General features: G+C 70.0%; 19 protein-coding genes. 9 read left to right on the top strand and 10 right to left on the bottom strand.

Annotated elements, in window-relative coordinates; all coding sequences use genetic code 11:
• Positions 1-183 precede the first annotated feature (183 nt).
• A complete protein-coding gene (locus tag ACFSOX_RS05875; protein ID WP_378476859.1) occupies positions 184-993 on the bottom strand; it encodes a DNA-binding transcriptional regulator in 810 nt (269 codons plus the stop codon).
• 59 nt (positions 994-1,052) lie between these two features.
• Complete coding sequence (locus tag ACFSOX_RS05870; protein ID WP_378476858.1) at positions 1,053-2,060, bottom strand: NAD(P)H-quinone oxidoreductase; 1,008 nt, start codon at positions 2,058-2,060, stop codon at positions 1,053-1,055.
• A gap of 164 nt (positions 2,061-2,224) precedes the next feature.
• Between ACFSOX_RS05870 and ACFSOX_RS05865 the strand changes: the two genes are divergently transcribed.
• The 3 genes from ACFSOX_RS05865 to ACFSOX_RS05855 all read left to right on the top strand — a co-directional run bounded on the left by ACFSOX_RS05865 (position 2,225) and on the right by ACFSOX_RS05855 (position 5,142).
• Positions 2,225-2,683, top strand: a complete 459-nt coding sequence (locus ACFSOX_RS05865) for a MaoC family dehydratase (RefSeq protein WP_378476857.1) — start codon at positions 2,225-2,227, stop codon at positions 2,681-2,683.
• Positions 2,684-2,690: 7 nt separating this feature from the next.
• On the top strand, positions 2,691-4,286 hold the full coding sequence (locus ACFSOX_RS05860; RefSeq protein WP_378476856.1) for a class I adenylate-forming enzyme family protein: 1,596 nt from the start codon (positions 2,691-2,693) through the stop codon (positions 4,284-4,286).
• A 106-nt stretch (positions 4,287-4,392) separates the two neighbouring features.
• Positions 4,393-5,142 carry an SDR family NAD(P)-dependent oxidoreductase gene (locus ACFSOX_RS05855; protein WP_378476855.1) on the top strand — a complete coding sequence of 250 codons (750 nt, stop codon included), beginning with the start codon at positions 4,393-4,395 and terminating at the stop codon, positions 5,140-5,142.
• A 47-nt stretch (positions 5,143-5,189) separates the two neighbouring features.
• Here the strand turns inward: ACFSOX_RS05855 and ACFSOX_RS05850 are convergent, their stop codons facing one another.
• Both ACFSOX_RS05850 and ACFSOX_RS05845 read right to left on the bottom strand, forming a co-directional pair.
• Positions 5,190-5,417, bottom strand: a complete 228-nt coding sequence (locus ACFSOX_RS05850; protein WP_378476854.1) for an FmdB family zinc ribbon protein — start codon at positions 5,415-5,417, stop codon at positions 5,190-5,192.
• Between the two features lie 144 nt (positions 5,418-5,561).
• A complete protein-coding gene (locus ACFSOX_RS05845; RefSeq protein ID WP_378476853.1) occupies positions 5,562-6,296 on the bottom strand; it encodes a GntR family transcriptional regulator in 735 nt (244 codons plus the stop codon).
• 342 nt (positions 6,297-6,638) lie between these two features.
• On the opposite strand from ACFSOX_RS05845, the gene ACFSOX_RS05840 reads away from it, so the two are divergent.
• The 5 genes from ACFSOX_RS05840 (at position 6,639) to fabI (ending at position 11,472) form a co-directional block, all read left to right on the top strand.
• A complete protein-coding gene (locus ACFSOX_RS05840) occupies positions 6,639-7,421 on the top strand; it encodes a 3-hydroxybutyrate dehydrogenase (RefSeq protein ID WP_378476852.1) in 783 nt (260 codons plus the stop codon).
• Positions 7,422-7,499: 78 nt separating this feature from the next.
• The gene (locus ACFSOX_RS05835) at positions 7,500-7,634 is read left to right on the top strand and encodes a hypothetical protein (protein ID WP_378476851.1); all 135 of its coding nucleotides are present in this window, start codon (positions 7,500-7,502) and stop codon (positions 7,632-7,634) included.
• Between the two features lie 9 nt (positions 7,635-7,643).
• Positions 7,644-9,218, top strand: a complete 1,575-nt coding sequence (locus ACFSOX_RS05830) for a sodium:solute symporter family protein (protein WP_378476850.1) — start codon at positions 7,644-7,646, stop codon at positions 9,216-9,218.
• An 85-nt stretch (positions 9,219-9,303) separates the two neighbouring features.
• Positions 9,304-10,242 carry a beta-keto acid cleavage family enzyme gene (locus ACFSOX_RS05825; RefSeq protein WP_378476849.1) on the top strand — a complete coding sequence of 313 codons (939 nt, stop codon included), beginning with the start codon at positions 9,304-9,306 and terminating at the stop codon, positions 10,240-10,242.
• A gap of 402 nt (positions 10,243-10,644) precedes the next feature.
• Positions 10,645-11,472, top strand: coding sequence for an enoyl-ACP reductase FabI (fabI, locus tag ACFSOX_RS05820; protein WP_378476848.1), 828 nt, complete (start codon positions 10,645-10,647; stop codon positions 11,470-11,472).
• Between the two features lie 44 nt (positions 11,473-11,516).
• Here the strand turns inward: fabI and recQ are convergent, their stop codons facing one another.
• On the bottom strand, positions 11,517-13,376 hold the full coding sequence (recQ, locus tag ACFSOX_RS05815; protein ID WP_378476847.1) for a DNA helicase RecQ: 1,860 nt from the start codon (positions 13,374-13,376) through the stop codon (positions 11,517-11,519).
• 395 nt (positions 13,377-13,771) lie between these two features.
• On the opposite strand from recQ, the gene ACFSOX_RS05810 reads away from it, so the two are divergent.
• Positions 13,772-14,071 carry a hypothetical protein gene (locus ACFSOX_RS05810; RefSeq protein WP_378476846.1) on the top strand — a complete coding sequence of 100 codons (300 nt, stop codon included), beginning with the start codon at positions 13,772-13,774 and terminating at the stop codon, positions 14,069-14,071.
• Positions 14,072-14,310: 239 nt separating this feature from the next.
• Here the strand turns inward: ACFSOX_RS05810 and ACFSOX_RS05805 are convergent, their stop codons facing one another.
• From ACFSOX_RS05805 to ACFSOX_RS05785, 5 genes are all read right to left on the bottom strand, one after another.
• Positions 14,311-15,720 carry a UbiD family decarboxylase gene (locus ACFSOX_RS05805; protein ID WP_378476845.1) on the bottom strand — a complete coding sequence of 470 codons (1,410 nt, stop codon included), beginning with the start codon at positions 15,718-15,720 and terminating at the stop codon, positions 14,311-14,313.
• A 294-nt stretch (positions 15,721-16,014) separates the two neighbouring features.
• Positions 16,015-17,400 (bottom strand): TRAP transporter large permease, encoded by a 1,386-nt coding sequence (locus ACFSOX_RS05800; protein ID WP_378476844.1) that lies wholly within the window; start codon positions 17,398-17,400, stop codon positions 16,015-16,017.
• A gap of 31 nt (positions 17,401-17,431) precedes the next feature.
• On the bottom strand, positions 17,432-17,944 hold the full coding sequence (locus tag ACFSOX_RS05795; protein WP_378476843.1) for a TRAP transporter small permease subunit: 513 nt from the start codon (positions 17,942-17,944) through the stop codon (positions 17,432-17,434).
• Positions 17,945-18,195: 251 nt separating this feature from the next.
• Positions 18,196-19,263: a C4-dicarboxylate TRAP transporter substrate-binding protein gene (locus ACFSOX_RS05790; RefSeq protein WP_378476842.1), complete on the bottom strand. Its 1,068-nt coding sequence runs from the start codon at positions 19,261-19,263 to the stop codon at positions 18,196-18,198.
• Between the two features lie 182 nt (positions 19,264-19,445).
• Complete coding sequence (locus tag ACFSOX_RS05785) at positions 19,446-20,066, bottom strand: sigma-70 family RNA polymerase sigma factor (RefSeq protein WP_378476841.1); 621 nt, start codon at positions 20,064-20,066, stop codon at positions 19,446-19,448.
• Positions 20,067-20,114 lie beyond the last annotated feature (48 nt).

Genomic DNA, 20,114 nt, shown 5'->3' with positions numbered 1-20,114 from the left:
TGACGGCGATGCGGGTCATCCCGGCGCAGGGGACGGCGGTGCAGGGGACGGCGGTGCAGGGCCGGCCGGCCGCCGGTCGGGCCGAGCCTAGGGCATGGGCCGGCGGCCGGGACGGTGAAGTCGGCGCGTTTCACATCGTGGAATACCGGGCGCGCGGTCCACTGCGGGCACCCGCCGCAAGGCTCACGATCCACCGTCGGCCGTCGCCGGGACGCGGCCGGCGACCAGGCTGGCATAGCTCGCCTCGATGCCGTCCACGGCCGCCCGCAAGGCCGGCACGAGCACCTCGTCGAGGGTTCTGGCCGTGACGGCGGAGCGGAAATAGGTGAGCCCGATGGTCGCCAGCACCCGGTCGCCCTGCCGGATCGGCATCGCGATGGTGGAGGAGGACTTCGGCTCCACGCGGGGATCGCGGATCGCGTAGCCGTGCGTCCCGACGAAGGCCCGCACCCCGGCGATCGTCGCGGTCAGGTTGGCGGGCCGGTCCTCGGGATTGTCCGAGCGGCGCAGCTTCTTCACCAAGGCGGTGCGCTCGGCCGCGGGGCAGCTCGCGATATAGGCGCGTCCGAGCGCCCGCGACACCAGGCTGAGCCGCATGTTGAGGGTCGCGTGGAACGGCGACATCGGGCTGTCGGGAATCGTCGAGAAGCGCACCGCCACGGCGTCGCCGTCCAGCATGGCGATGGCGATCGGCCATTTGAGCCGCCGCGTCAGGTCGCTGCACCAGGGCCGCGCCGCCTCCACCACCATGGGGGCGCCATGGAAGCCGGCGCCGAGCGTCGGCGCCAAGGACGTCACGCAATAGCCCCCGAGATGCTTGTCGTTGAGGATGTAGCCCTCGGCCACCAGCGTGCCGAGCAGGCGCACGATGGTCGGCTTCGGCAGTCCGGTGTCCTTGTGGAGGTCGGCGACGGTCGAGACGCGGCGCTGGTTGACGGCGCGCAGGAGCGCCAGCGCCCTGACGACCGACTGGACCGAACGCGGCGATGTCACGGTTTCCGGCCCCGCTTCTTGTTCGTCCCGCCCGTGTCCTCTCGTGCACGTCTCGCACGTTACAGGCCGGCCGGATCGACGACGAGCACCACCTTGCCGATCTGGGCATTGGCGTCGAGCACGGCATGCGCCTCGGCGACCTGCTCGAGCGGAAACGTCGCACAGATCGGCATCGTGATGGTGCCGTCGGCGAGCCGCGGCCACACCTGGTCGACGAGCTCCTTCGCCAGCCGGCCCTTGTAGGCAGGCGGGCGCGGCCGCAGCGTCGAGCCGGTGAGGGTGAGGCGGCGCCGCACCACGGCGCGCAGGTCGATCTCGGCCCGCGTGCCGAGATGGGTCGCCAGCAGCACCAGCCGGCCGTCCTCGGCGAGGAGGTCCATCTGGCGCGCCGTGTAGGGACCGGCCTGGCCGTCGACGATCACGTCGAAGCCGCGGCCGCCGGTGAGGGTGCGCAGCTCGGTGTCCCAGTCGCCGTGGTAGTCGACCGTGCCCTCGACCCCGAAGCCGGCCAGCACGCGGCGCTTCTCGGCCGTGCCGGCCGTGGCGAAGACGCGGGCACGGCGCAGATGCCGGGCGATCTGGATCACGGCGAGCCCGACCCCGCTGGTGCCGCCCTGCATCAGCACGGTCTCGCCCTCGCCGAGGCGGCCGAGCCGGATGATGTTGTTCCACGCCGTCATGAACACTTCCGGAAGGGCCGCCGCCTGGACGAAGCCGAAGCCCGTCGGCAGCGGCATGCATTGCGGCGCCGGCACGACGCAGTGCTCGGCATAGCCGCCGCCGGTGACGAGGGCGCAGACGGCGTCGCCCGGCCGCGGCCGGACGACGCCGGCGCAGGCCACATCGGGACCGACCGCCTCGACCACGCCGGCGACGTCGAGCCCCGGGATGTCGGAGGCGCCGGGGGGCGGCGCGTAGAGTCCGCGCCGCTGCTGCACGTCCGGCCGGTTCACGCCGGCGGCGACGACCCGGACCAGCACCTCGCCGGCGCCGGGCTCCGGCCGCGGCCGCTCGGCGAGGCGCAGCACCTCGGGTCCGCCCGGCGTCGTGATCTCGATGACTCGCATGTCCCTGCTCTAGCGCGCCGTCGCGGCCGGGCGCAGCGCGGCCGCGGGACATTCCACATCGTGGAACGCGCCCAGCGCCCGGTTGTGCCGCGCCGGGCTTCCCGAAACCATCCGCCCGCGCCGACGATACGGGTCGTCGCATCAGCGAAGCGGACGGGAGATGAATGATCACGGTCGAGACCCCGATGGATCTGAAGTCCCACGAGGGCCGGGATCTCGGGCATTCCGCATGGACGACCATCGACCAGCCGATGCTCGCCGGCTTCGCGGCGCTGACCGGCGACGACCACTGGATTCACGTCGACACGGCGCGCGCCGCGGCCGAGATGCGGGGTGGCCGCACAATTTCTCACGGGCTCCTGGTCTTGTCGCTCGGACCCCGCCTGCAGCGGCAGATCTACACGATCCGCCGGCGCGGCAAGGGGCTGAACTACGGCTACGACAGGCTGCGCTTCGTCGCGCCCGTGCCGGTCGAGTCGCGGGTGCGGCTGGCGCTCGCCCTGATCGCGGTCGCGCCGCACCCAATGGGCGCCCGCATCGTCACCCGCCAGACCTTCGAGATCGAAGGGGCGGAGCGCCCCGCCGTCGCGGCCGAGCACATCCTGCTGGTCGCGAACGCATGAGGGCCGCATGACCGACGCCGTGGCGACCGACATCCCCTGGAGCAGCGCGATCGAGACCTGCGACGCGGTGGGCGACAGCGTGCTCGGCCGCATTTTCGCCCGCGCCGCCACGGCGCCGGAGGCGGCTGCCCTGACGGTCGGCGCGCGCCGCCTGACCTGGCGCGAGCTCGCCGAGGCCATCGCGCGCTTCGCCGGCGCGGTCGGCCGTGCCGGCATCGCGCCGGGCGAGCGGATCGCGCTGCTCGCCGGCAACGGCGCCGAGGCCGTCGGCGCCTATCTGGGGAGTATCGCGGCCGGCGGCATCGCGGTGCCGCTGCCGTCCGCGCTGCATCGCGACGATCTCGCGCGATTGATCCGCGATTGCGATCCGGCCCTGCTGGTCGTCGATGCGGCGAGCGTGGAGGCCGTGGCGGGCCTCGCCGCCGCGCCGGCGGTGCGGATCGGCGCAGTGGCGCCGGCATCCGTCGCCGGTGACGTGATCGGCTTCGACGACTTTCTCGGCCGCGGCGATCCGGCGACCCGGCCCGTCGCGATGCCGCCGGAGGCCGGCGCCAACATCCTCTACTCGTCCGGTACCACGGGCGTGCCGAAGGGCATCGTGCATTCGCACGGCATGCGCGACCGCCAGGCGGCGCGCGGCCTGTTCGGGCTCGGCCCGGACAGCGTCATGCTGCTCTCCACGCCACTCTATTCGAACACCACGCTGCTGCCGCTGCTCGCGACGCTGTTCCACGGCGGCCATGTGGTGCTGATGGAGCGGTTCGACGCGGCCGCCTGGCTCGCCCTCGCCGCGCGTCGGCGTGCGACCCACACGATGCTGGTGCCGGTGCAGTATCAGCGCCTCCTCGCACATCGAAGCTTCGGTGATCACGACCTCTCCGCCCTCGAGGTCGCGCAGTGCACCAGCGCGCCGATGCCGCTCGTGATGAAGCGGGAGATCCTGGCGCGCTGGCCGGGCCGGTTCGTCGAGGTCTACGGCGTCACCGAGGGCGGCGTGACGCTGATCCTCGACGCGAGCGCGCATCCGGACAAGCTGCACACGGTCGGTCGGCCGGCGCCCGGCAACGACGTCCGCCTGATCGGCGAGGACGGCCGCGAGGTCGCGCCCGGCGAGACCGGCGAGGTGGTCGGGCGGTCGCCGTTCATGATGACGGGCTACTGGCGCCGGCCCGACGCCGACGCGGCGCTGCGTTGGCAGGCGCCGGACGGGAGCGTGTATTTCCGCTCGGGCGATCTCGGCGCCTTCGACGCCGAGGGGTTCCTGGTGCTGCAGGGGCGCAAGAAGGAGCTGATCATCTCGGGCGGCTTCAACATCTATCCGGGCGATCTCGAGGCCGTGCTGCTCGCTCATCCCGACGTCGCCGAAGCCGCCGTGGTCGGCGCCGCGAGCGCCCGCTGGGGCGAGACGCCCTATGCCTTCGTGGTCCCGCATCCGGGCCGCAGGATCGAGGCCGAGGCGCTGCGCGAGTGGGCGAACGACCGGCTCGGCCGCATCCAGCGTATCGCCGGGGTCTCGGTCCGCGACGGCCTGCCGCGCTCGCCGATCGGCAAGATTCTGAAGACCGCGCTGGCGAGTGATCCTGACCTGCGGAGCGTGTCGTGAGAAACGTGTCATCCAGAGTCTGCTCGATAGGCTCCCAGTCATTCCCGGGCGCGCCGACGGCGCGCAGCCGGAATGACCACCAAACTGGTCAACCGGACCCGATCACATGAGCTTCGACCTGACCCGCAAGACCGCCGTCGTCACCGGCGCGACCAGCGGCATCGGGCTCGCGACGGCGACGCGCCTCGCCGCCGGCGGCGCCCGCGTGGTGGTCGGCTTCCACTCCGACGCGGCGCAGGCCGCGCGCGTCGCGGCCGCGTTGCCGGGCAGCGGGCACGTCGCCTTGCCGATGGCGATCGACGACGCGGCGAGCCTCGCGGCCGCCGCCGAGCGGATCGCGGAACAGCTCGGGGCCGTCGACGTGCTGGTCAACGCGGCCGGCCGCTCGACCACGGTCCCGGCCCGTGATCTCGCCGCGCTCACCGACGACATCTTCGACGAGATCACGAAAGTGAATCTGCGCGGGCCGTTCGCCGTGATCCGCACGCTGCTGCCGCTGCTGCAGGCGTCGCCCGAAGCCGTCATCGTCAATATCGGCTCGGTCGCGGCGTTGACCGGCGTCGGCAGCAATCTCGCCTACTGCGCCGCCAAGGCGGGCGTGCATGCGCTCACGGTCGCGCTCGCCAAGATCCTCGGCCCCGGTATCCGGGTCGTCACGGTGTCGCCCGGCGCCGTCGACACCGGTTTCGTCCGCGGTCGTGCGCCGGGCGCGCTGGACAAGATCGCCGAGGGCACGCCGCTGAAGAAGGTCACGTCGGCCGGCGCGGTGGCGGACGCGGTGCTGGCCTGCGTCGTCCAGCTGACGAGCTCGACCGGGATCGAGGTGCGGGTCGACGAGGGGCGGCACCTGCCCTGACGGGCGCGCCACGGCGCCGTGCCGTCACGGTGCGCCCTCGGTCGTGCTCACTTGGGTCGTTCGGAGCGCCCGTAATGGCTGAAATGGCCTTCGCGCGCCGCCTGGGCGCGGGCCGACTGGATCAGGCCCTTGCTACGCCCCTCCGGAGCCGGGCGCGAGACCAGTCGAGTGAGCACCGTGCTGCCGCAGGTCGGGCAGGCGGGTGTGTCGGACGCGCGCACGAGGAGCTCGAAATCCTTGTCGCAAGTCGCACAATGATAACCGTAGAGCGGCATGACGGCGTCTCCGTCGGCTCCGAGAAATCAAGTCGGTTCAGTGGTGTCCAGCCGCCGACCGCGGAAACGCAACCACTCGGCGCCGGTGGCGCGGGCCACCGGAGCGACGGCCTGCAGGTTTCGTTCCAGTCGCGAACCGGCCGGTCAGCTCGCGGGCGGGGCGGCGATCCGGCCCGGTGCGCCCGCGGGCGTGCGGGCGGCGTCGTAGGGCACGTAGACCCGGCGCAGGAACATCGTCCCGACCCGGATGTCGAGGGAGATGGCGCGGCGCGCCTTCTTGCCGTCGCGCGCCGCGATCGCCTCGATGGCGCGACCGTGGAAGTGGTGGCCGTTGCCGAAGAAGGTTTCGAGATTGACCGGCTCGCGGCCGATCGTCCCCAGGAACGGGCCGGTGCGCAGCCACAGGTTCTCCAGGATCTCGACGAGCTGCGGGTAGCCGGCGGCCCGGTAGATCTCGAAATGGAAGGCCTGGTTTGCGGCGAGTGCGAGGTCGGCGCGCCCTTGGACGGCGGCCTCGACCATGGCCGCGTCGTGGGCGCGGAGGCGGTCGGGGAGCTCGGCGTCGCGCACCCGCGCCGCCCGCTCGGCCGCGTAGCCTTCCATCTCCATCCGGATGCGGACGAACTCCTCGTGCAGCTTCGGATCGAACGGGGTGACGCGGATCTGGCGGCTGGACGACTGCACCAGCACCTTCTCGGCCATCAACCGCTTGAGGGCTTCGCGGACCGGCATCGGGCTGGTGCCGAGCGAATCGGCGAGCTTGCGGATCGAGATCGGCTCGCCCGGCTGGAAGTGGCCGGTGAGCAGGGCGTGGCGCAGGCTCTGGTACACCCGCTCCTGCAAGCTGGAGACGTCGATCGAAGGCAGGCTGTCGTACATCGATGGACAATCCGGCGCGCCGAGCCCGGCGAGCATGCCGCACGACGCAGACCGTCACAATCGACGCTGCGTCGCAAGGCAAAGCGCCGATTCGCTTTGCTTCGATGTATGTCTCTGATCCGACGGAGTCAATCGACCGTCGGCGCCGCGATTTCGCACTGCACACACCGCCTCCCTTTGGGCTGATCCGACGGGGCGGCGGTCCGACCGCCGTGGACTGATGCCGGCGACAGGACGGGGTATCAGCGCGATAAGTGTGATCACAGATCTATGATATGTGATCTTGACGCTGGGAGAGTGGAGGCGGAGAGTAGCCCGGGGTTTCAATTGCCGGGGTCAGACATGCTGAAGAATCGAAATGCCATCGTGACGGGCGCGACCAGCGGCATCGGGCTGGGAATCGCCAAGGCGCTGGCCGGCCATGGCTGCAACCTGATGATCGGAGGCATCGCGCCCGCCGGGGTGCCGGAGCGCCTGTGCCGGGAGATCGCCGACGAACACGGTGTGACGGTCATCCATTCGGGCGCCGATCTGAGCTCGCCGGAGGCGACGCGCGGCCTGGCGGCCGACGCCATCCGCGCTTTCGGCCACATCGACATCCTGGTCAACGACGCCGGGCTGCAATACGTGGCGCCGATCGTCGATTACCCGGACGAGAAGTGGGATCTGCTGCGCGCCGTGATGCTCGACGCGCCGTTCCATCTGATCAAGGCCGTGCTGCCGGGCATGCTGGAGCGGAAATGGGGCCGCATCGTCAACATCTCCTCGGTGATGGGCGTGATCGCCGCGCCCCACAAGCCGGCCTATGTCTCGGCCAAGCACGGCCTCGCCGGTCTGACCAAGGCGGTCGCGCTGGAGGTGGCGCCCGACGGCATCACCTGCAACGCGATCCTTCCCGGCACCGTGCTGACCGACGTGATCAAGAGCCAGCTTCCCAATCAAGCCAAGGTGCTGGGATGCACCGAGGAGGAGGCGATGGACCGGGTCTTCACGCAGAACCACCCGACCCGCCGGCTGATCGACGCGTCCGAGATCGGCGCGACCGTCGCGTTCCTGTGCAGCGAGGGGGCGAAGTCGATCACCGGTGTCCTGCTCCCGGTCGACGGTGGCTACACGGCGCGCTGATCGATCCGGGTCGTCCGAGCGCGCGCCCCGTCAGGGCGCCGCGCCGGTCCACACAACAACTCGAAACGGGGATGGAAAATGCTGACAGCACTCTTGTTCTGGGGGGCGAGCATCGCGTTCTGCGTCGCCGTCGCGGTTTATCTGTGCGGCCTGATCGAGGCGTCGGGCGTGCGCCGTTGGGGCGCCACCGGCAAGCTGTTCCGATACGAATAGGAGGCCGACATGAGCGCCATGACCGTCTCCTACGTCGTCGTCTTCGCCGGGTATCTCGCGTTCCTGGCGTGGACCAGTCTGCAGAGCTTGAAGCAGGTCGAGTCGTTGTCGGACTTCACCACCGGCGGCCATCGCATGGGGCTGCTCCTGGGGATCGGAACCTCGGTCGCCACCTGGGTCAGCGTCGCGTCCGTGATGGGCGTGCCCGGCTATCTCTACCGCACCGGTGTCGCGGCGATCATCGGCTGGGTCGCGGGCTGGTTCCTCGCGACGTCGATCATGCCGATCCTCGCCTACAAGGTCCGTCGCCCCGCGATCCCTGCACGGACCTTCCCCGAATTCATCCGCATGCGTTACGAGCCCTTCGAGACGGTGAGCGTGCTGCAGCTGCTCGTCGCGGCGCTGATGTTCGTCGGCTATTTCATCTTCTGCCATCTGCAGGTCGTCGGTTTCGGCATCGTGTTCAACACGATCACCGGCATCCCCTACGAATACGCCATCTTCGCCTTCCTGGCGCTGCTGGTGCTGACCTCCCTCGGCGGCTTCTGGTCGGTGGCCGCGACCGACACGCTCAACGCGGTGCTGATCCTGGTGGGCCTGGTCTTCGGCACCGGCGCCGTCCTCTACGCGACCGGCGGCATCGGACCGATCCTCGACAACCTCGCGCAGACCACCGCACCGATCAATGTCGGCGGCACGCCGCTGGAGCCCGGCGTGCTGCTGTCGCCCGAAGGCACCTTCGGATGGTCGGTCCTGATGGGCATCTTCATGTCGAACGCCCTGGGGGCGTCGGTCGCCCCGCACTGGATCAACCGCTTCATGGCGCCGAAGAACTCCAAGGCGGCCGTGCTCCAGATGATGTGGACCGTGGTCGCGCTGATCCCGATCTTCGTTTGTCTGATCGTGATCGGCCTCGGCGCCAAGATGCTGCTGCCCAGCCTGCCGGTGGGCAAGACCACCGACTACATCATGCCGCTGATCGTGCAGGATCACGCGCCCGCCTTCGTCGGTGCCATGACGCTCGTCGCCATCCTGGCGGCGGCGATCTCGACCGCCAACTCGATGCTGCTGAACTGCGGCACCTCGCTCTATTACGACATCTATCGGGCCGTCCGTCCGGAGGGCCGGCTCGACGACCAGACGGCGACGCGGCACCTGCGCTGGACCGTGCTGGTCCTCGGGACTCTCTCGGTCCTCAGCGCGATCAAGCCGCCGCTCCTGCTCGCCATGGGCTTCACCTATGTCTACGGCGCGTTCGGAGCGGCCTTCATGTGGCCGGTTTGGCTGGGCCTGTTCTGGCGCCGGATGAACCGCTCGGGAGCCTATGCCGGCATCGTGGTCGGAACCAGCGTCTACGTCGTCGCCAAGCTGCTGGACTTCTCCAATCCGTTCGCGGTCGGCGCCACCCTGTCGCTCGTCGCGACCTTGATCGGCGTTTATCTGACGTCCGCTCCGCCGAAGGAAGCCTACGAGGCGTATTTCGAGCCCGAAGTAAGTCCCTCGACGCGTGCCGTCGCGCTGCGAATCCGCCGCGAGGACGACACTGCCCACCACGCGCATCCGGCGGAGACGCCGGCTGCATGAGAACCGCCGTCGTCGGCGGCGCGATCACGCTGGTCTCGCCGGCCGGGAGCGACCCGGCCGCGCGCGACCGACTGGAGCGATCACGATGAGCAAGCTCGTCGTCACCGCGGCGATCACCGGGGGCGTGCATGTCCCCAGCCTTTCGCCGCATTTCCCCTACCTTCCCGACATGGTGATCGACCAGGCGGTCGGCGCCGCCAAGGCCGGGGCCGCGGTCGTCCACATCCACGCCCGCGACCCGAAGGACGGCCGCCCGTCGAGCGACATCGGGGTGTTCCGCGACATCGCCGCCGCCATTCACGCGCAGTGCGACGCGGCGATCTGCGTCACCACGGGCGGCGGCCTCGGCATGAGCCCGGAGGAGCGGGTGAAGCCGGTCGGTATCCTGCGGCCGGAACTCGCCTCGCTCAACGCCGGCTCGATGAACTTCGCCATCCATCGCCTCGCCGACAAGATCGAGACGCCGAGATACGACTGGGAGATCCCCTATCTCAAGTCGACCGAGGATCTGATCTTCCCCAATACGTTCCGCAGCATCACGGCGTTCACGCAGGCCATGAACGCGGTCGGCACCAAGCCGGAGCTGGAGATCTACGACGTCGGGATGATCAACAACGTCAAGTATCTGCTCGACGTCGGCGTGCTCGAGGCGCCGCTCTATCTGCAGTTCGTGATGGGCATCCTGGGCGGCATCGCGGCGACACCGGAGAACCTGGTGTTCATGGTGGAGACCGCCCGCAAGGTGATCGGCCCTGCGAACTTCGTATGGTCGTGCTGCGCGGCCGGCCGCGCCCAGCTCCCGATGACGCTGCTCGCGATGACGATGGGCGGCAATGTCCGGGTGGGGCTCGAGGACAATCTCTTCATGGGCCCGGGGCGGCTCGCGACGAGCAGCGCCGAGCAGGTCGAGGCGATCGTCCGCATCGCCCGCGAGCTGAGCCTCGAGATCGCGTCTGCGGACGAGGCACGGGCCATCCTCGGCCTGAAGGGCCGGACGGCCGTGGGCTGGGCCGACGCCGCGTGAGGCACCACGCCGGCGTCGCTCCGGCACCCGCGCTCCAGCTCGCTCGGGGCGCGGGCGGGCCGTCGCCGTCCAGTCCGGTCCTCTCGCGACCGATGGCCTTCGCCAGCGTCCCGCCGCGCGCAGATCAGCCACCGGTTTGCGGCCATGCGGCCGCATGTCGTTTTCGCGTCTGATCATGATGGTAGGATGCACCATGTCGGCCGCCATGCAGCTCGCCGATCCGTTCGTCACCGCGTCCATGGCCCGGTCCCCGACGGACCTCCGGCGGCCCCGAGCGCTCTGGACACCGACTCCGGGACCAGTGCCGCGTTCAGCGTCGTTCCGCCGGCCTCGTCCGGACACGTCCGGACACGTCCGGACCGGACCGCGCTGGGCTCCCGTCTACCCATGAAGGACCGAGACATGACTTTTGCTGCCAGGCCGATCGATCCGCTTCCCAAGGTGTGGGATCCGGACACTCGGATCGGCGACATGCTGAAGGGCAAGCGCGGGCTGGTCGTCGGCGTCGCCAACGAGCACAGCATCGCGTTCGGCTGCGCCGCCAAGCTGCGCGCCTTCGGGGCCGAGCTGGCGCTGACCTATCTCAACGAGAAGGCGCATAAATACGTACAGCCGCTCGCCGAGCAGATCCAGGCGAGCCTCCTGATGCCGCTCGACGTCGAGAAGCCCGGTGAGACAGCGGCCGTGTTCGATCGCATCAAGGCCGAGTGGGGCCATCTCGACTTCCTGATCCACTCGATCGCCTACGCGCCGCGCGAGGATCTGCACGGCCGGGTGATCGACTGCTCGGAAGCGGGCTTCGCCCAGGCGATGCGGGTCTCCTGCTACTCGTTCATCGAGATGGCGCGGCTCGCCGAGCCCCTGATGCGGCCGGGTGGTGCCATGCTGACGATGAGCTATTACGGCGCCGACAAGGTGGTGAGCAACTACAACGTCATGGGCCCCGTGAAGGCGGCCCTGGAGGCGACCACGCGCTATCTCGCGGCCGAGCTGGGCGAGGCGGGCGTGCGGGTCTACGCGGTGTCGCCGGGTCCGCTGAAGACGCGGGCGGCGAGCGGCATCGCGGCCTTCGACGAGCTGGTCGCCGACGCGGTCGCGCGCAGCCCGGCTGGGCGCCTGGTCGACATCGCCGAGGTCGGGCGCACGGTCGCGTTCCTGGTCGGCGGCGGCGCCTCCGGCATGACCGGCGACACCATCTATGTCGACGCCGGACTGCACAACATGGCGTGACGCCGAGCGGCCGGCGCGCAATCGAGGGATGGATCGGTTCGCGGTCACTCCGGCGCGCCGGCGGCGCGCACCAGGGCGACCAGGTCGGCGCCGTAGTGCTCGAGCTTCTTCTCGCCGATGCCCGGCATGCCGCGGAGCTGGTCGAGCGTGGTCGGGCGCGACGCCGCGATGGCGTCGAGTGTCGTGTCGTGCAGCACCACGAAGGCCGGCACGCCGCGCGCCCGCGCGACGCCGGACCGCCACGCCTTCAGCCGGCCGATCAGGGCGGCGCGTTCGGCATCGGCCGGCAGGCCCGCGCCGCCGGCTCGCGCCCGATCGCGGCGGGCTTTTCGCCCGCTCGTCGGCTCGCGCAGCCACACCGCCGTCTCCCCCTTCAGCACGCCGCGCGCCGTGTCGGTCAGCCGCAGGCCGCCGAAGCCTTCCGGATCAGGCGCCAGATGCCCGAGCGCGACGAGCTGGCGCGCGACGGCGCGCCACTGCTTGTCGGTCATCTCGGCGCCGATGCCGTAGACCGACAGCGTGTCGTGGCGCAGCGCCTCGATGCGCTCGTTCGGCCGGCCGAGCAGCACGTCGACGAGGTGCGCGACGCCGAAGCGCTGGCCGGTCCGGTAGGCGCAGGACAGAAGCTTCTGGGCCGCTACGCTGCCGTCCCACACGTTCGGGGGTGACAGGCAGTTGTCGCAGTTGCCGCAGGTCGCGCCGGCCCGTTCGCCGAAATAGCCGAGCAGATGGGCGCGCCGGCAGCCCGCCGTTTCGGCGAGCCCGACCAGCGCCTCGAGCTTCTCCCGCGACACCCGCTTGAACGCGTCGGTGCCGGTCGACTCGTCGATCATCCGGCGTTGTTGGACGATGTCGGAGATCCCGTAGGCCATCCAGGCCTCGGCCGGCTTGCCGTCGCGGCCGGCCCGCCCGGTCTCCTGATAATAGGCCTCGATGCTCTTCGGCAGGTCGAGATGGGCGACGAAGCGCACGTCCGGCTTGTCGATGCCCATGCCGAACGCGATCGTCGCGACGATCACGACGCCATCCTGGTCGACGAAGCGGTCCTGATGGCGCGAGCGCACCGCGGCGTCGAGCCCGGCGTGATAGGGGAGCGCCGGAATGCCGGCCCGCACCAGCGCGGCCGCCGTGTCCTCCACCTTGCCGCGCGACAGGCAGTAGACGATGCCGGCCTCGCCGGCGTGGCGCTCCGCGATGAACGCCTCGAGCTGGCGCTGCGGGCTCTTCTTCTCGACGATCTCGTAGCGGATGTTGGGGCGGTCGAAGCTCGCGACGAACACCGGGCTGTCCGAGAGGCCGAGCCGGTCGACGATCTCGGCGCGGGTGCGCGCGTCGGCCGTCGCGGTCAGCGCGATGCGCGGCACCGCCGGGAACCGCTCGGCCAGCACCGAGAGGCCGATATATTCGGGGCGGAAGTCGTGCCCCCATTGCGAGACGCAATGCGCCTCGTCGATCGCGAAGAGCGCGAGTCGCGCCCGTTCGAGCAGCGCGAGGCAGCGCGGCGTCAGCAGGCGCTCCGGCGCGACATAAAGGAGGTCGAGCTCGCCGGCGGCGACCCGGCGCTCGACCTCGGCCGCCTCGCTCCACGACAGGGTGGAGTTCAGCACCGCGGCGCGGACGCCCGCCTCGAGAAGGCCGGCGACCTGGTCGCGCATCAGCGCGATCAGCGGCGACACGACCACGGCGCAGCCGTCGCGCATCAGCGCCGGCACCTGGTAGCACACCGACTTGCCGCCGCCGGTCGGCATCAGGACGAGGCAGCTCCCGCCGCCCGCGACATGCGCGACGATCTCGGCCTGGGCGCCCCGGAAGGAGGGCAGGCCGAACACCGTGTTCAGCACCGACAGCGCGCTCGGCCGGCGCTCGGGCGAAGGCCCGAGGGAAGAACCAGAATGCCGTGCCATGCCCTGCCGCCGCGCCCGTCGAAAACCGGGCCGGACCTTAGTCGGCGGCCAGCGCCTCTTCAATTCCGGCCTGGGGACGCGCAGTCCTGGGCCCCGCGCTCCGGGGTGCATCGGCGGCCCTTCTGCACCGCACACGAATCGGTATTGGCGTCGAATGACGATCCGGTGCGCTGTCAAGGTCGACCTTGAAATTTCCGCCTCCGACACAATCGAAAACAAGAATATTCGTCGGCTTGTTTTGGTCCGCTGTTCGCGGCATCGTCGTCTCGCCGTCAAGCAGGCACGATATGTGCACGGACGGCCGCGGGATTTGATGGAGCAGCTTGCGCCGCGTCACCAAGCGCTAAAGCGCCACGAAGCGATTTCGTGGGCTCCGATACGACAAGGAACCGACGATGAGCCTCGTTCAGAGCGATTCTTTCGCACGCCCCCCCTCCGAACGATCACGCGACACGGCCTCACGCGACACGGCCTCACGCGACACCACCCACAACGCCTTCGCCGTGGAGGTCGACGACACCACGGTCGGGATCGTGATTCGTGACGGGGGCAACGACTACACTTTCATCGCCGCCGCGGCCGAATACTATCCGCTCGACCAGCGCCGATTCGCGAGCCCGGCCGCCGCCCAGCGCGCCGCCTTGGCGCTCGCCTCGAACCGCCGCGGCACCCTGCGCAGCTTCGCGGCACGCTGACCGTTTTCGAGTCGACGGGGCCCGAGGCCTCGACACGGTCGTGCGCGGGGCCTCCCTCGCTGTCCCTCTCCCACAAGGGGGGGGGACGCTGGAACCGCGCCGCTCGGCGATCGTATCGGAGTGCTTGGTTCTCGTGGTCCGGCGACTTCGCCCCGGCCTGCGCCCTGCCTCGTAGGGGGGCGAATGCGGCGTCTCGATCGGTCGGCCGAGCGACGGCCACGCAGTGCATCACGTGCTCATCACACCATCACACCGGCGCTCTGCAGAATTCCGCGCACCCGCGCGCGCTGCGCGTCCGAGATGGTGAGACGCTCGGCGAAGTCCTGGCCGACCGGGCGGGTGGCGTCGATGCCCATCTTGGTCAGCGTGAAGGTCTGTGGATCCGAGGTCGGGTCGAGGATCGCGCCCTTGCAGCCCGGCACCAGGACGATGTCGCGCTCGGCCCGCACCCGCGTCGCCACGGCCCACATCACGTCTTTCATGTCGAAGATGTCGACGTCCTCGTCCACGACGATCACGTACTTCGTGTAGAACTCGGTGCCGAGCGCCGCCATGATGGCCTGCTGGGGCTCGCCCTCGGCGGTCTTGCGCATCTTCACGAAGGCCATGAAGGCGCCGCAGGTGGTATGCGGCACGTGCACGGCGATCACGTTGGGCAGGTTCCGGCGCAGCGTGTTGAGGATCTCGCCCTCGCGCGTGATGCACGAGACCAGGATGTGATCCTTCGCCATGCCCGAGGCGACCGAGTGGAACATGGCGTCGCGTCGCATGTGCAGGCGATGCGCGACGAACACGTTCTGGGTGCTGCGATACGACGCGTAGCCCGTGAACTCGCCGAACGGCCCCTCCGGCTCGTGCTGGCCGGGCAGAATCTCGCCCTCGACGACGATCTCGGCGCCCGCCGGCACCTCGAGGCCGTTGACGCAGCGCGCCAGCCGGTACGGCTCGCCGAACAACCCGCCGACGATCTCGAACTTCCGCACCGCGGGCGGATACGCGTAGACCATCGAGCCCATGTAGTGCAGCGGATGCACGCCGAGCGTGATCGACACCGGCAGCGGCTCGCCGCGCTCCTCGGCGCGGCGGTGGAACTCCCACATGCGCCGGCGCGAATGCAGCGACACGCCGAGCCGGTTCTTCCCCTTCAGCATCAGGCGATGGAAGCCCGTGGTGTCGACGCCGGTGACGGGATCACGGGCGACGAGCTGGCCGGCCGTGATGTAGGGCGCCGCATCGACCGAGAAGTGGATCGGAATCGGCAGCGTGGTGAGATCGACGGCGTCGCCGTCGAGCGTCACCTCCTGCCAGGGCGCGGCGTCGACCGTCTCGCACGGGACGTAGCGCTGGCAGCGCTCGCGGAACGCGGTCGGCAGGTCGCCGACGGCGACGTCGAGGCAGGCGGCGAGCAGGCGGCGGTTGCCGGTCGTGTTGGTGACGACCGGCATGGCATGGCCCTCGACCTGCTCGAACACCAGCACCGGGTCGCGGCCGGCCTTCTCCAGCTCGAACACGGCCGAGGTGATGTCGAGTTGCGGGCGCACCGGTGCCGCGATGCGCAGGAGCTCGCCCGGAAACCGGGCTTCGACCATGCGCAGGAAGCCGCGCAGGCCTTGGCTGTCGAGATCGGGGCGGGTCAGGGGAGGCTCCATCCGGAGAGCGGCGAGGCGGGAGCCTGAGGATGTCGCCGCGCCCGCGCGTCCGCAAGGCCAAAGCGGCGGCATCTCGCGCCCAAGCGCGGGGCAATCGGGCGGGCGCGGCCAGGATAGTATACAAAGCGGGTCCGACCGGAGTCCGTGCCCACTTCCGTCGATCAGCTCTCCGTCGTTCCGGGACGCGGCGAAGCCGCGAACCCGGAATCCAGCGACGAGCTCGTAATTCTCGGCTGGATTCCCGATTCGGCGCAGTGCGCCGCCCCGGAACGACCATCGCCCCGATCAACGGCCTCACAGGCTCGGCAGCCAGGTGGCGAGCCCGGGGAACACCGCGATGCCGATCACCACGGCGAGCAGCACGAGCCAGTAGGGGATCGCCCCGCGGAAAATCTCGGCGAGCTCGACTGACTTGTCGGGCGCGGCCGCCTTGACGGTGAACACCAGGAGTCCGAAGGGCGGCGTCAGCAGGCCGGTCTCGATCGCCAGGATCCCGATGATCGCGAAGGCGAGCGGATCGAAGCCGAGATGCGCGGCGATCGGCGCGAAGATCGGCACGGTGAGCAGGATGATCGAGATCGAGTCGATCAGCGTGCCGAGCACGAACCAGATGCCGACCATGACGGCGAGGATGCCCCAGGCGCCGAGCCCGGTCGCGAGCAGGAACGCCTTCGCCACCTCGGTGAAGCCGGTCATCGACAGCACGCGCGAATAGAGCTGGGCGCAGAACAAGAGCAGCAGCAGCGGTCCCGACGTGCGGCCGACGTCGATCACCACGTCGCGAATCTCGCGCGGCGTGATGCCTTTGATCAGGGCGAGCACCAGCGCGCCGACGGCCCCCACGCCGGCGCCTTCGGTCGGGGTGCACAGACCGAGCCAGATCGCGGCGAGCACGCCGATCACCAGCGCGACGACGAGGCCGGTCGAGCGCAGCAGCGGCCCGAGCGGCGCCTCGCTCGGCAGCCCGGTCGGCGGATCCCCCGTGTCGGTCGCCGGGCCGACCGTGAGGTCGGGGGCGCGCGGCACCGTCCTCGATGCTCTGGATTCGGGTGCACCGCCGGAGAGCGCCGGGTTCAGCGTGGCGGCGACCACCACGTAGACGATCATGCCGAAGGCGGCGAGGAAGCCCGGGATCACGCCGGCGAGGAACAACTTGCCGATCGACACCTCGGTCAGCACGGCCCACACGATCATCAGCACCGAGGGTGGGATCAGCATGCCGAGGCAGGCGCTGCCGGCGACGCAGCCGAGCGCGAAGTCGCGCCGGTAGCCGTAGCGCTTCATCTCCGGATAGGCGATCCGCGAGAAGGTGGCGGCCGCCGCGATCGACACGCCCGTGACGAAGCCGAACAGCGCGTTCGACACGATGGTGGCGGCGGCGAGCTGGGCCGGCAGCCATTTGCTGAAGCGATGGCCGAGCGCGTAGATGTCGCGCGCCGCGCCGCATTTGGCGAGCAGGTCGCCCATCAGCATGAACAGCGGGATGACGGCGAAGACATAGTCGCGCAGCGCCTCGTAGGCCGTGTTGGAGACGAAGGTGCGCACCACGTCGAGGTCGCCCATCATGAGCCAGATGCCGAACGCCGCCGTGATGCCGAGCGCAACGGCGATGTGCACGCCGGCGAACACCAGCACCAGCACCAGCAGGACGACGATCAGCATCTCGCTGTGACCGAACAAGGGAACCCTCGCAGGACTCGGAGACGGGAGGTCAGGCGACGACGTCGGGGGGCGTGGCGCGGCCGAGCAGGACGCGGAGCGCCCGCACGGCGCGGGCCAGATAGATGAGGACGACGAGCGCGGCGCCGGCGACGACGACGAGCCGCGCCGGCCAGGCCGGCACCCGCAGCGCGCCCTCGCCCTCGTACTCTCCGGCCATGAAGGCGCGCAGCGCCGGCTCGGTGCCGCCCCAGACGATCAGGCCGAAGAACAGCGCGCCCAGCACGCCGGAGGCGAGCTCGGAGAAGGCCCGACCGCGCCCCCCGAAGGCGCCGACCAGCACGTCGGCCTTCAGCATGCCGCCGCTCTGCACCGCGTAGGGGGCGAGCAGGAAGCAGATGATCACGATCGACATCGAGACGAGCTCGGGCGTCCCCTTGACCGGACTGTTGAAGACACCGCGGCCGATCACGTCGGCGACGACCAGAAATCCGAGCGCGAAGATGATCAAGGCCGCGACGGCGAGCAGCAGATGGACCACGGGCGTGGTCAGGCGATCGGACACGGGGGGCTCCGGGCGCTGGTGACGGTGGGCGGCGGAAGAGGAACGCCCGCCACGACGGCTGCATGGAATCTCCGGGCGAGTGCTTCCGTCGTCATTCCGGGGCGCGGCAAAGCCGCGAACCCGGAATCCGCCGGCAAGCTCCGGGCTTTCGGCTGGATTCCGGGTTCGGCGCGGAGCCTGTCGTCGGGCCGGCCGGAGGCCGGACCCGATGGCCCCGCACCGGGATGACCAGGGATCTCACTCCGCGCCGCTCACTTCACCACGTAACGCACCGGCCATTTGTGGCCGTGCTTCTCGGCGGCGGCGAGCGTCAACTCCAGCACCTGGGTGGCGGGCAGGCCCTGGGCGTCGAGCTCCTTGGCCTTCTGCCTCGGCCAGTCGGCCAGCGACTTGGCCCACTCCGCGCGCACCTCGTCCGGCACCTTGCGGACGTCGACGCCGAGCTTGCGCAGTTCCTCGAGCTGCTTGGGATAGTTCTCCTCGTTGACGCTGCCGGTCTTCGTCTCGTACTCGCGGCCGACCTCGACGATGATGTCCTGGACCTCCTTGGGCAGCTTGGCGAAGGAGGCCGTGTTCATGGTCAGGCCGTGCCAGGTGATGGCGCCGAAGCCGGTCTCGGCATAGTGCTTGCCGATCTCGTAGAGCTTGAACTGCAGCCACCCGGACGGAAACATGATCCAGCCGTTGTAGACGCCGGTCTGCATCGACGTGTAGGCCTCGGGCAGCGAGGACTGCACCGGCGTCGCGCCGGCGTATTCGAGCCACTTCAGATTGAGGCCGGCGCCGGCGATCTTCTGGCCCTTGAGGTCGGCGACGGTCTTCCACGGGAACGTCGTGCCGAGATTGTAGCCGTTGTCGGCGATCAGCCCGAGCAGCTTCTGCTTGTACTTGTCCTCCAGAACCTTGGAGAGATACGGCACCTGGTCGTAGACCTCGCGGGCGAGCTTGACGCTCGCGGTCGGGCTCATGGTGCCGAACGGCAGCATCACCTGGAAGGCGTGCAGCGGCAGGTTGGAGGGCTCGAAGCAGAAGCAGTAGCCGCCGATGTCGATGATGCCGGACTGCACGCCCTCGAGCGTGTCGGCGACCTTCACCATCGAGCCGCCATAGCCCTCGACGAACTGCACCTTGTGCTTGGTGCGCTCGGCGACCCGCTTGGTCACCTCGGGCACGAAGAAGGTCGTGATCAGGTTGACGTAGGTCTGCACCGGCGGATGGCCGGAGGCGATGCGCAGCCGGAACGTCTCCTGGGCGGCGCTCGGCGTCGCCGACAGAACGGCGAGCCCGGCCGCGAGCGCGGCCGTGACGGTGAATTTCATGGACTTCCTCCCGGTCGCCCGCGCTGGTGCGGACGTTGTTCTGCTTTGTATGACCAGCTTGGAGTTTTACCGTCGCGGCTGTCAACAGGGCTGTCGACGGAGTTGTCGGCCGCGGTGCGCGACGGTGGGCCGTCCGGGAGCGGGGGGCGTCTCGCCGCGGCGCATCGCCGCGGCGCTCGTGATCACAGCCAGTCGCGGTCGACGCCTTCGGCGGCCAGCATGCCGGCGAGCTTCTTGCGGGCGTAGAACAGTCGAGTCTTCACGGTGTTCTCGGGGATGCCGAACACCTTGGCGACATCGGCGACCGACCGTTCGTGGTAGTAGACCAGGTCGATGATCTCGCGGTGCGTCGAGGGCAGCGCGTCGAGGCAGCGGCGCAGGATCACGGCGCGGTTCTGCTTCTCGAGCGTCACGTCCGGCGTGTCGGTGCCGTCCTCGATCTCGGCGGCGCGCTCGTCGTCGATCGACTCGGTCGGCCGGCGGCGCAGCACCGCATAGGCCTTGTGGCGGGCGATCGCCAGCAGCCAGGTCGACACGGCGGAGCGGCCCTCGAACTGGCCGGCCTGCCGCCAGGCGTCGATGAACACGTCGCTGATCACGTCCTCGGCCTGGGTGCGGTCGCCCAGGATGCGCAGGACGAAGCGGAACACGCGGACATGATGTCGCGTGTAGAAGATCTGGAGGGCGGCGCGGTCGCCGGCCGCCATGCGGGCCATCAGGCCGACATCGGTCGGGGCCTTGGCGCCGGCGGCGGGGCGGCGCTCGGTCTCGCTCACGCGCGGCAAGGCAAGAACGGTGGACATCGGCACCTCCAACAACTGTGTGCCGGATCCATAGGCCCTGTCGCGGCC

This window comes from Rhodoplanes azumiensis (assembly GCF_042682915.1).
Lineage (GTDB): Bacteria > Pseudomonadota > Alphaproteobacteria > Rhizobiales > Xanthobacteraceae > Rhodoplanes > Rhodoplanes azumiensis.
Note: the sequence above shows the minus strand (reverse complement) of the source record. Positions and strands in the feature narration are given on the sequence as shown.

Bases quoted from the DNA above. Each gene is read 5' to 3' on its own strand.
- ACFSOX_RS05840 (WP_378476852.1), top strand. From the start codon at position 6,639: ATGCTGAAGAATCGAAATGCCATCGTGACGGGCGCGACCAGCGGCATC.
- ACFSOX_RS05870 (WP_378476858.1), bottom strand. From the start codon at position 2,060: ATGCGAGTCATCGAGATCACGACGCCGGGCGGACCCGAGGTGCTGCGC.
- fabI (WP_378476848.1), top strand. From the start codon at position 10,645: ATGACTTTTGCTGCCAGGCCGATCGATCCGCTTCCCAAGGTGTGGGAT.
- ACFSOX_RS05825 (WP_378476849.1), top strand. From the start codon at position 9,304: ATGAGCAAGCTCGTCGTCACCGCGGCGATCACCGGGGGCGTGCATGTC.
- ACFSOX_RS05805 (WP_378476845.1), bottom strand. From the start codon at position 15,720: ATGGAGCCTCCCCTGACCCGCCCCGATCTCGACAGCCAAGGCCTGCGC.
- ACFSOX_RS05790 (WP_378476842.1), bottom strand. From the start codon at position 19,263: ATGAAATTCACCGTCACGGCCGCGCTCGCGGCCGGGCTCGCCGTTCTG.
- ACFSOX_RS05850 (WP_378476854.1), bottom strand. From the start codon at position 5,417: ATGCCGCTCTACGGTTATCATTGTGCGACTTGCGACAAGGATTTCGAG.
- ACFSOX_RS05860 (WP_378476856.1), top strand. From the start codon at position 2,691: ATGACCGACGCCGTGGCGACCGACATCCCCTGGAGCAGCGCGATCGAG.
- ACFSOX_RS05785 (WP_378476841.1), bottom strand. From the start codon at position 20,066: ATGTCCACCGTTCTTGCCTTGCCGCGCGTGAGCGAGACCGAGCGCCGC.
- ACFSOX_RS05830 (WP_378476850.1), top strand. From the start codon at position 7,644: ATGAGCGCCATGACCGTCTCCTACGTCGTCGTCTTCGCCGGGTATCTC.
- ACFSOX_RS05835 (WP_378476851.1), top strand. From the start codon at position 7,500: ATGCTGACAGCACTCTTGTTCTGGGGGGCGAGCATCGCGTTCTGCGTC.
- ACFSOX_RS05845 (WP_378476853.1), bottom strand. From the start codon at position 6,296: ATGTACGACAGCCTGCCTTCGATCGACGTCTCCAGCTTGCAGGAGCGG.
- recQ (WP_378476847.1), bottom strand. From the start codon at position 13,376: ATGGCACGGCATTCTGGTTCTTCCCTCGGGCCTTCGCCCGAGCGCCGG.
- ACFSOX_RS05865 (WP_378476857.1), top strand. From the start codon at position 2,225: ATGATCACGGTCGAGACCCCGATGGATCTGAAGTCCCACGAGGGCCGG.
- ACFSOX_RS05855 (WP_378476855.1), top strand. From the start codon at position 4,393: ATGAGCTTCGACCTGACCCGCAAGACCGCCGTCGTCACCGGCGCGACC.
- ACFSOX_RS05810 (WP_378476846.1), top strand. From the start codon at position 13,772: ATGAGCCTCGTTCAGAGCGATTCTTTCGCACGCCCCCCCTCCGAACGA.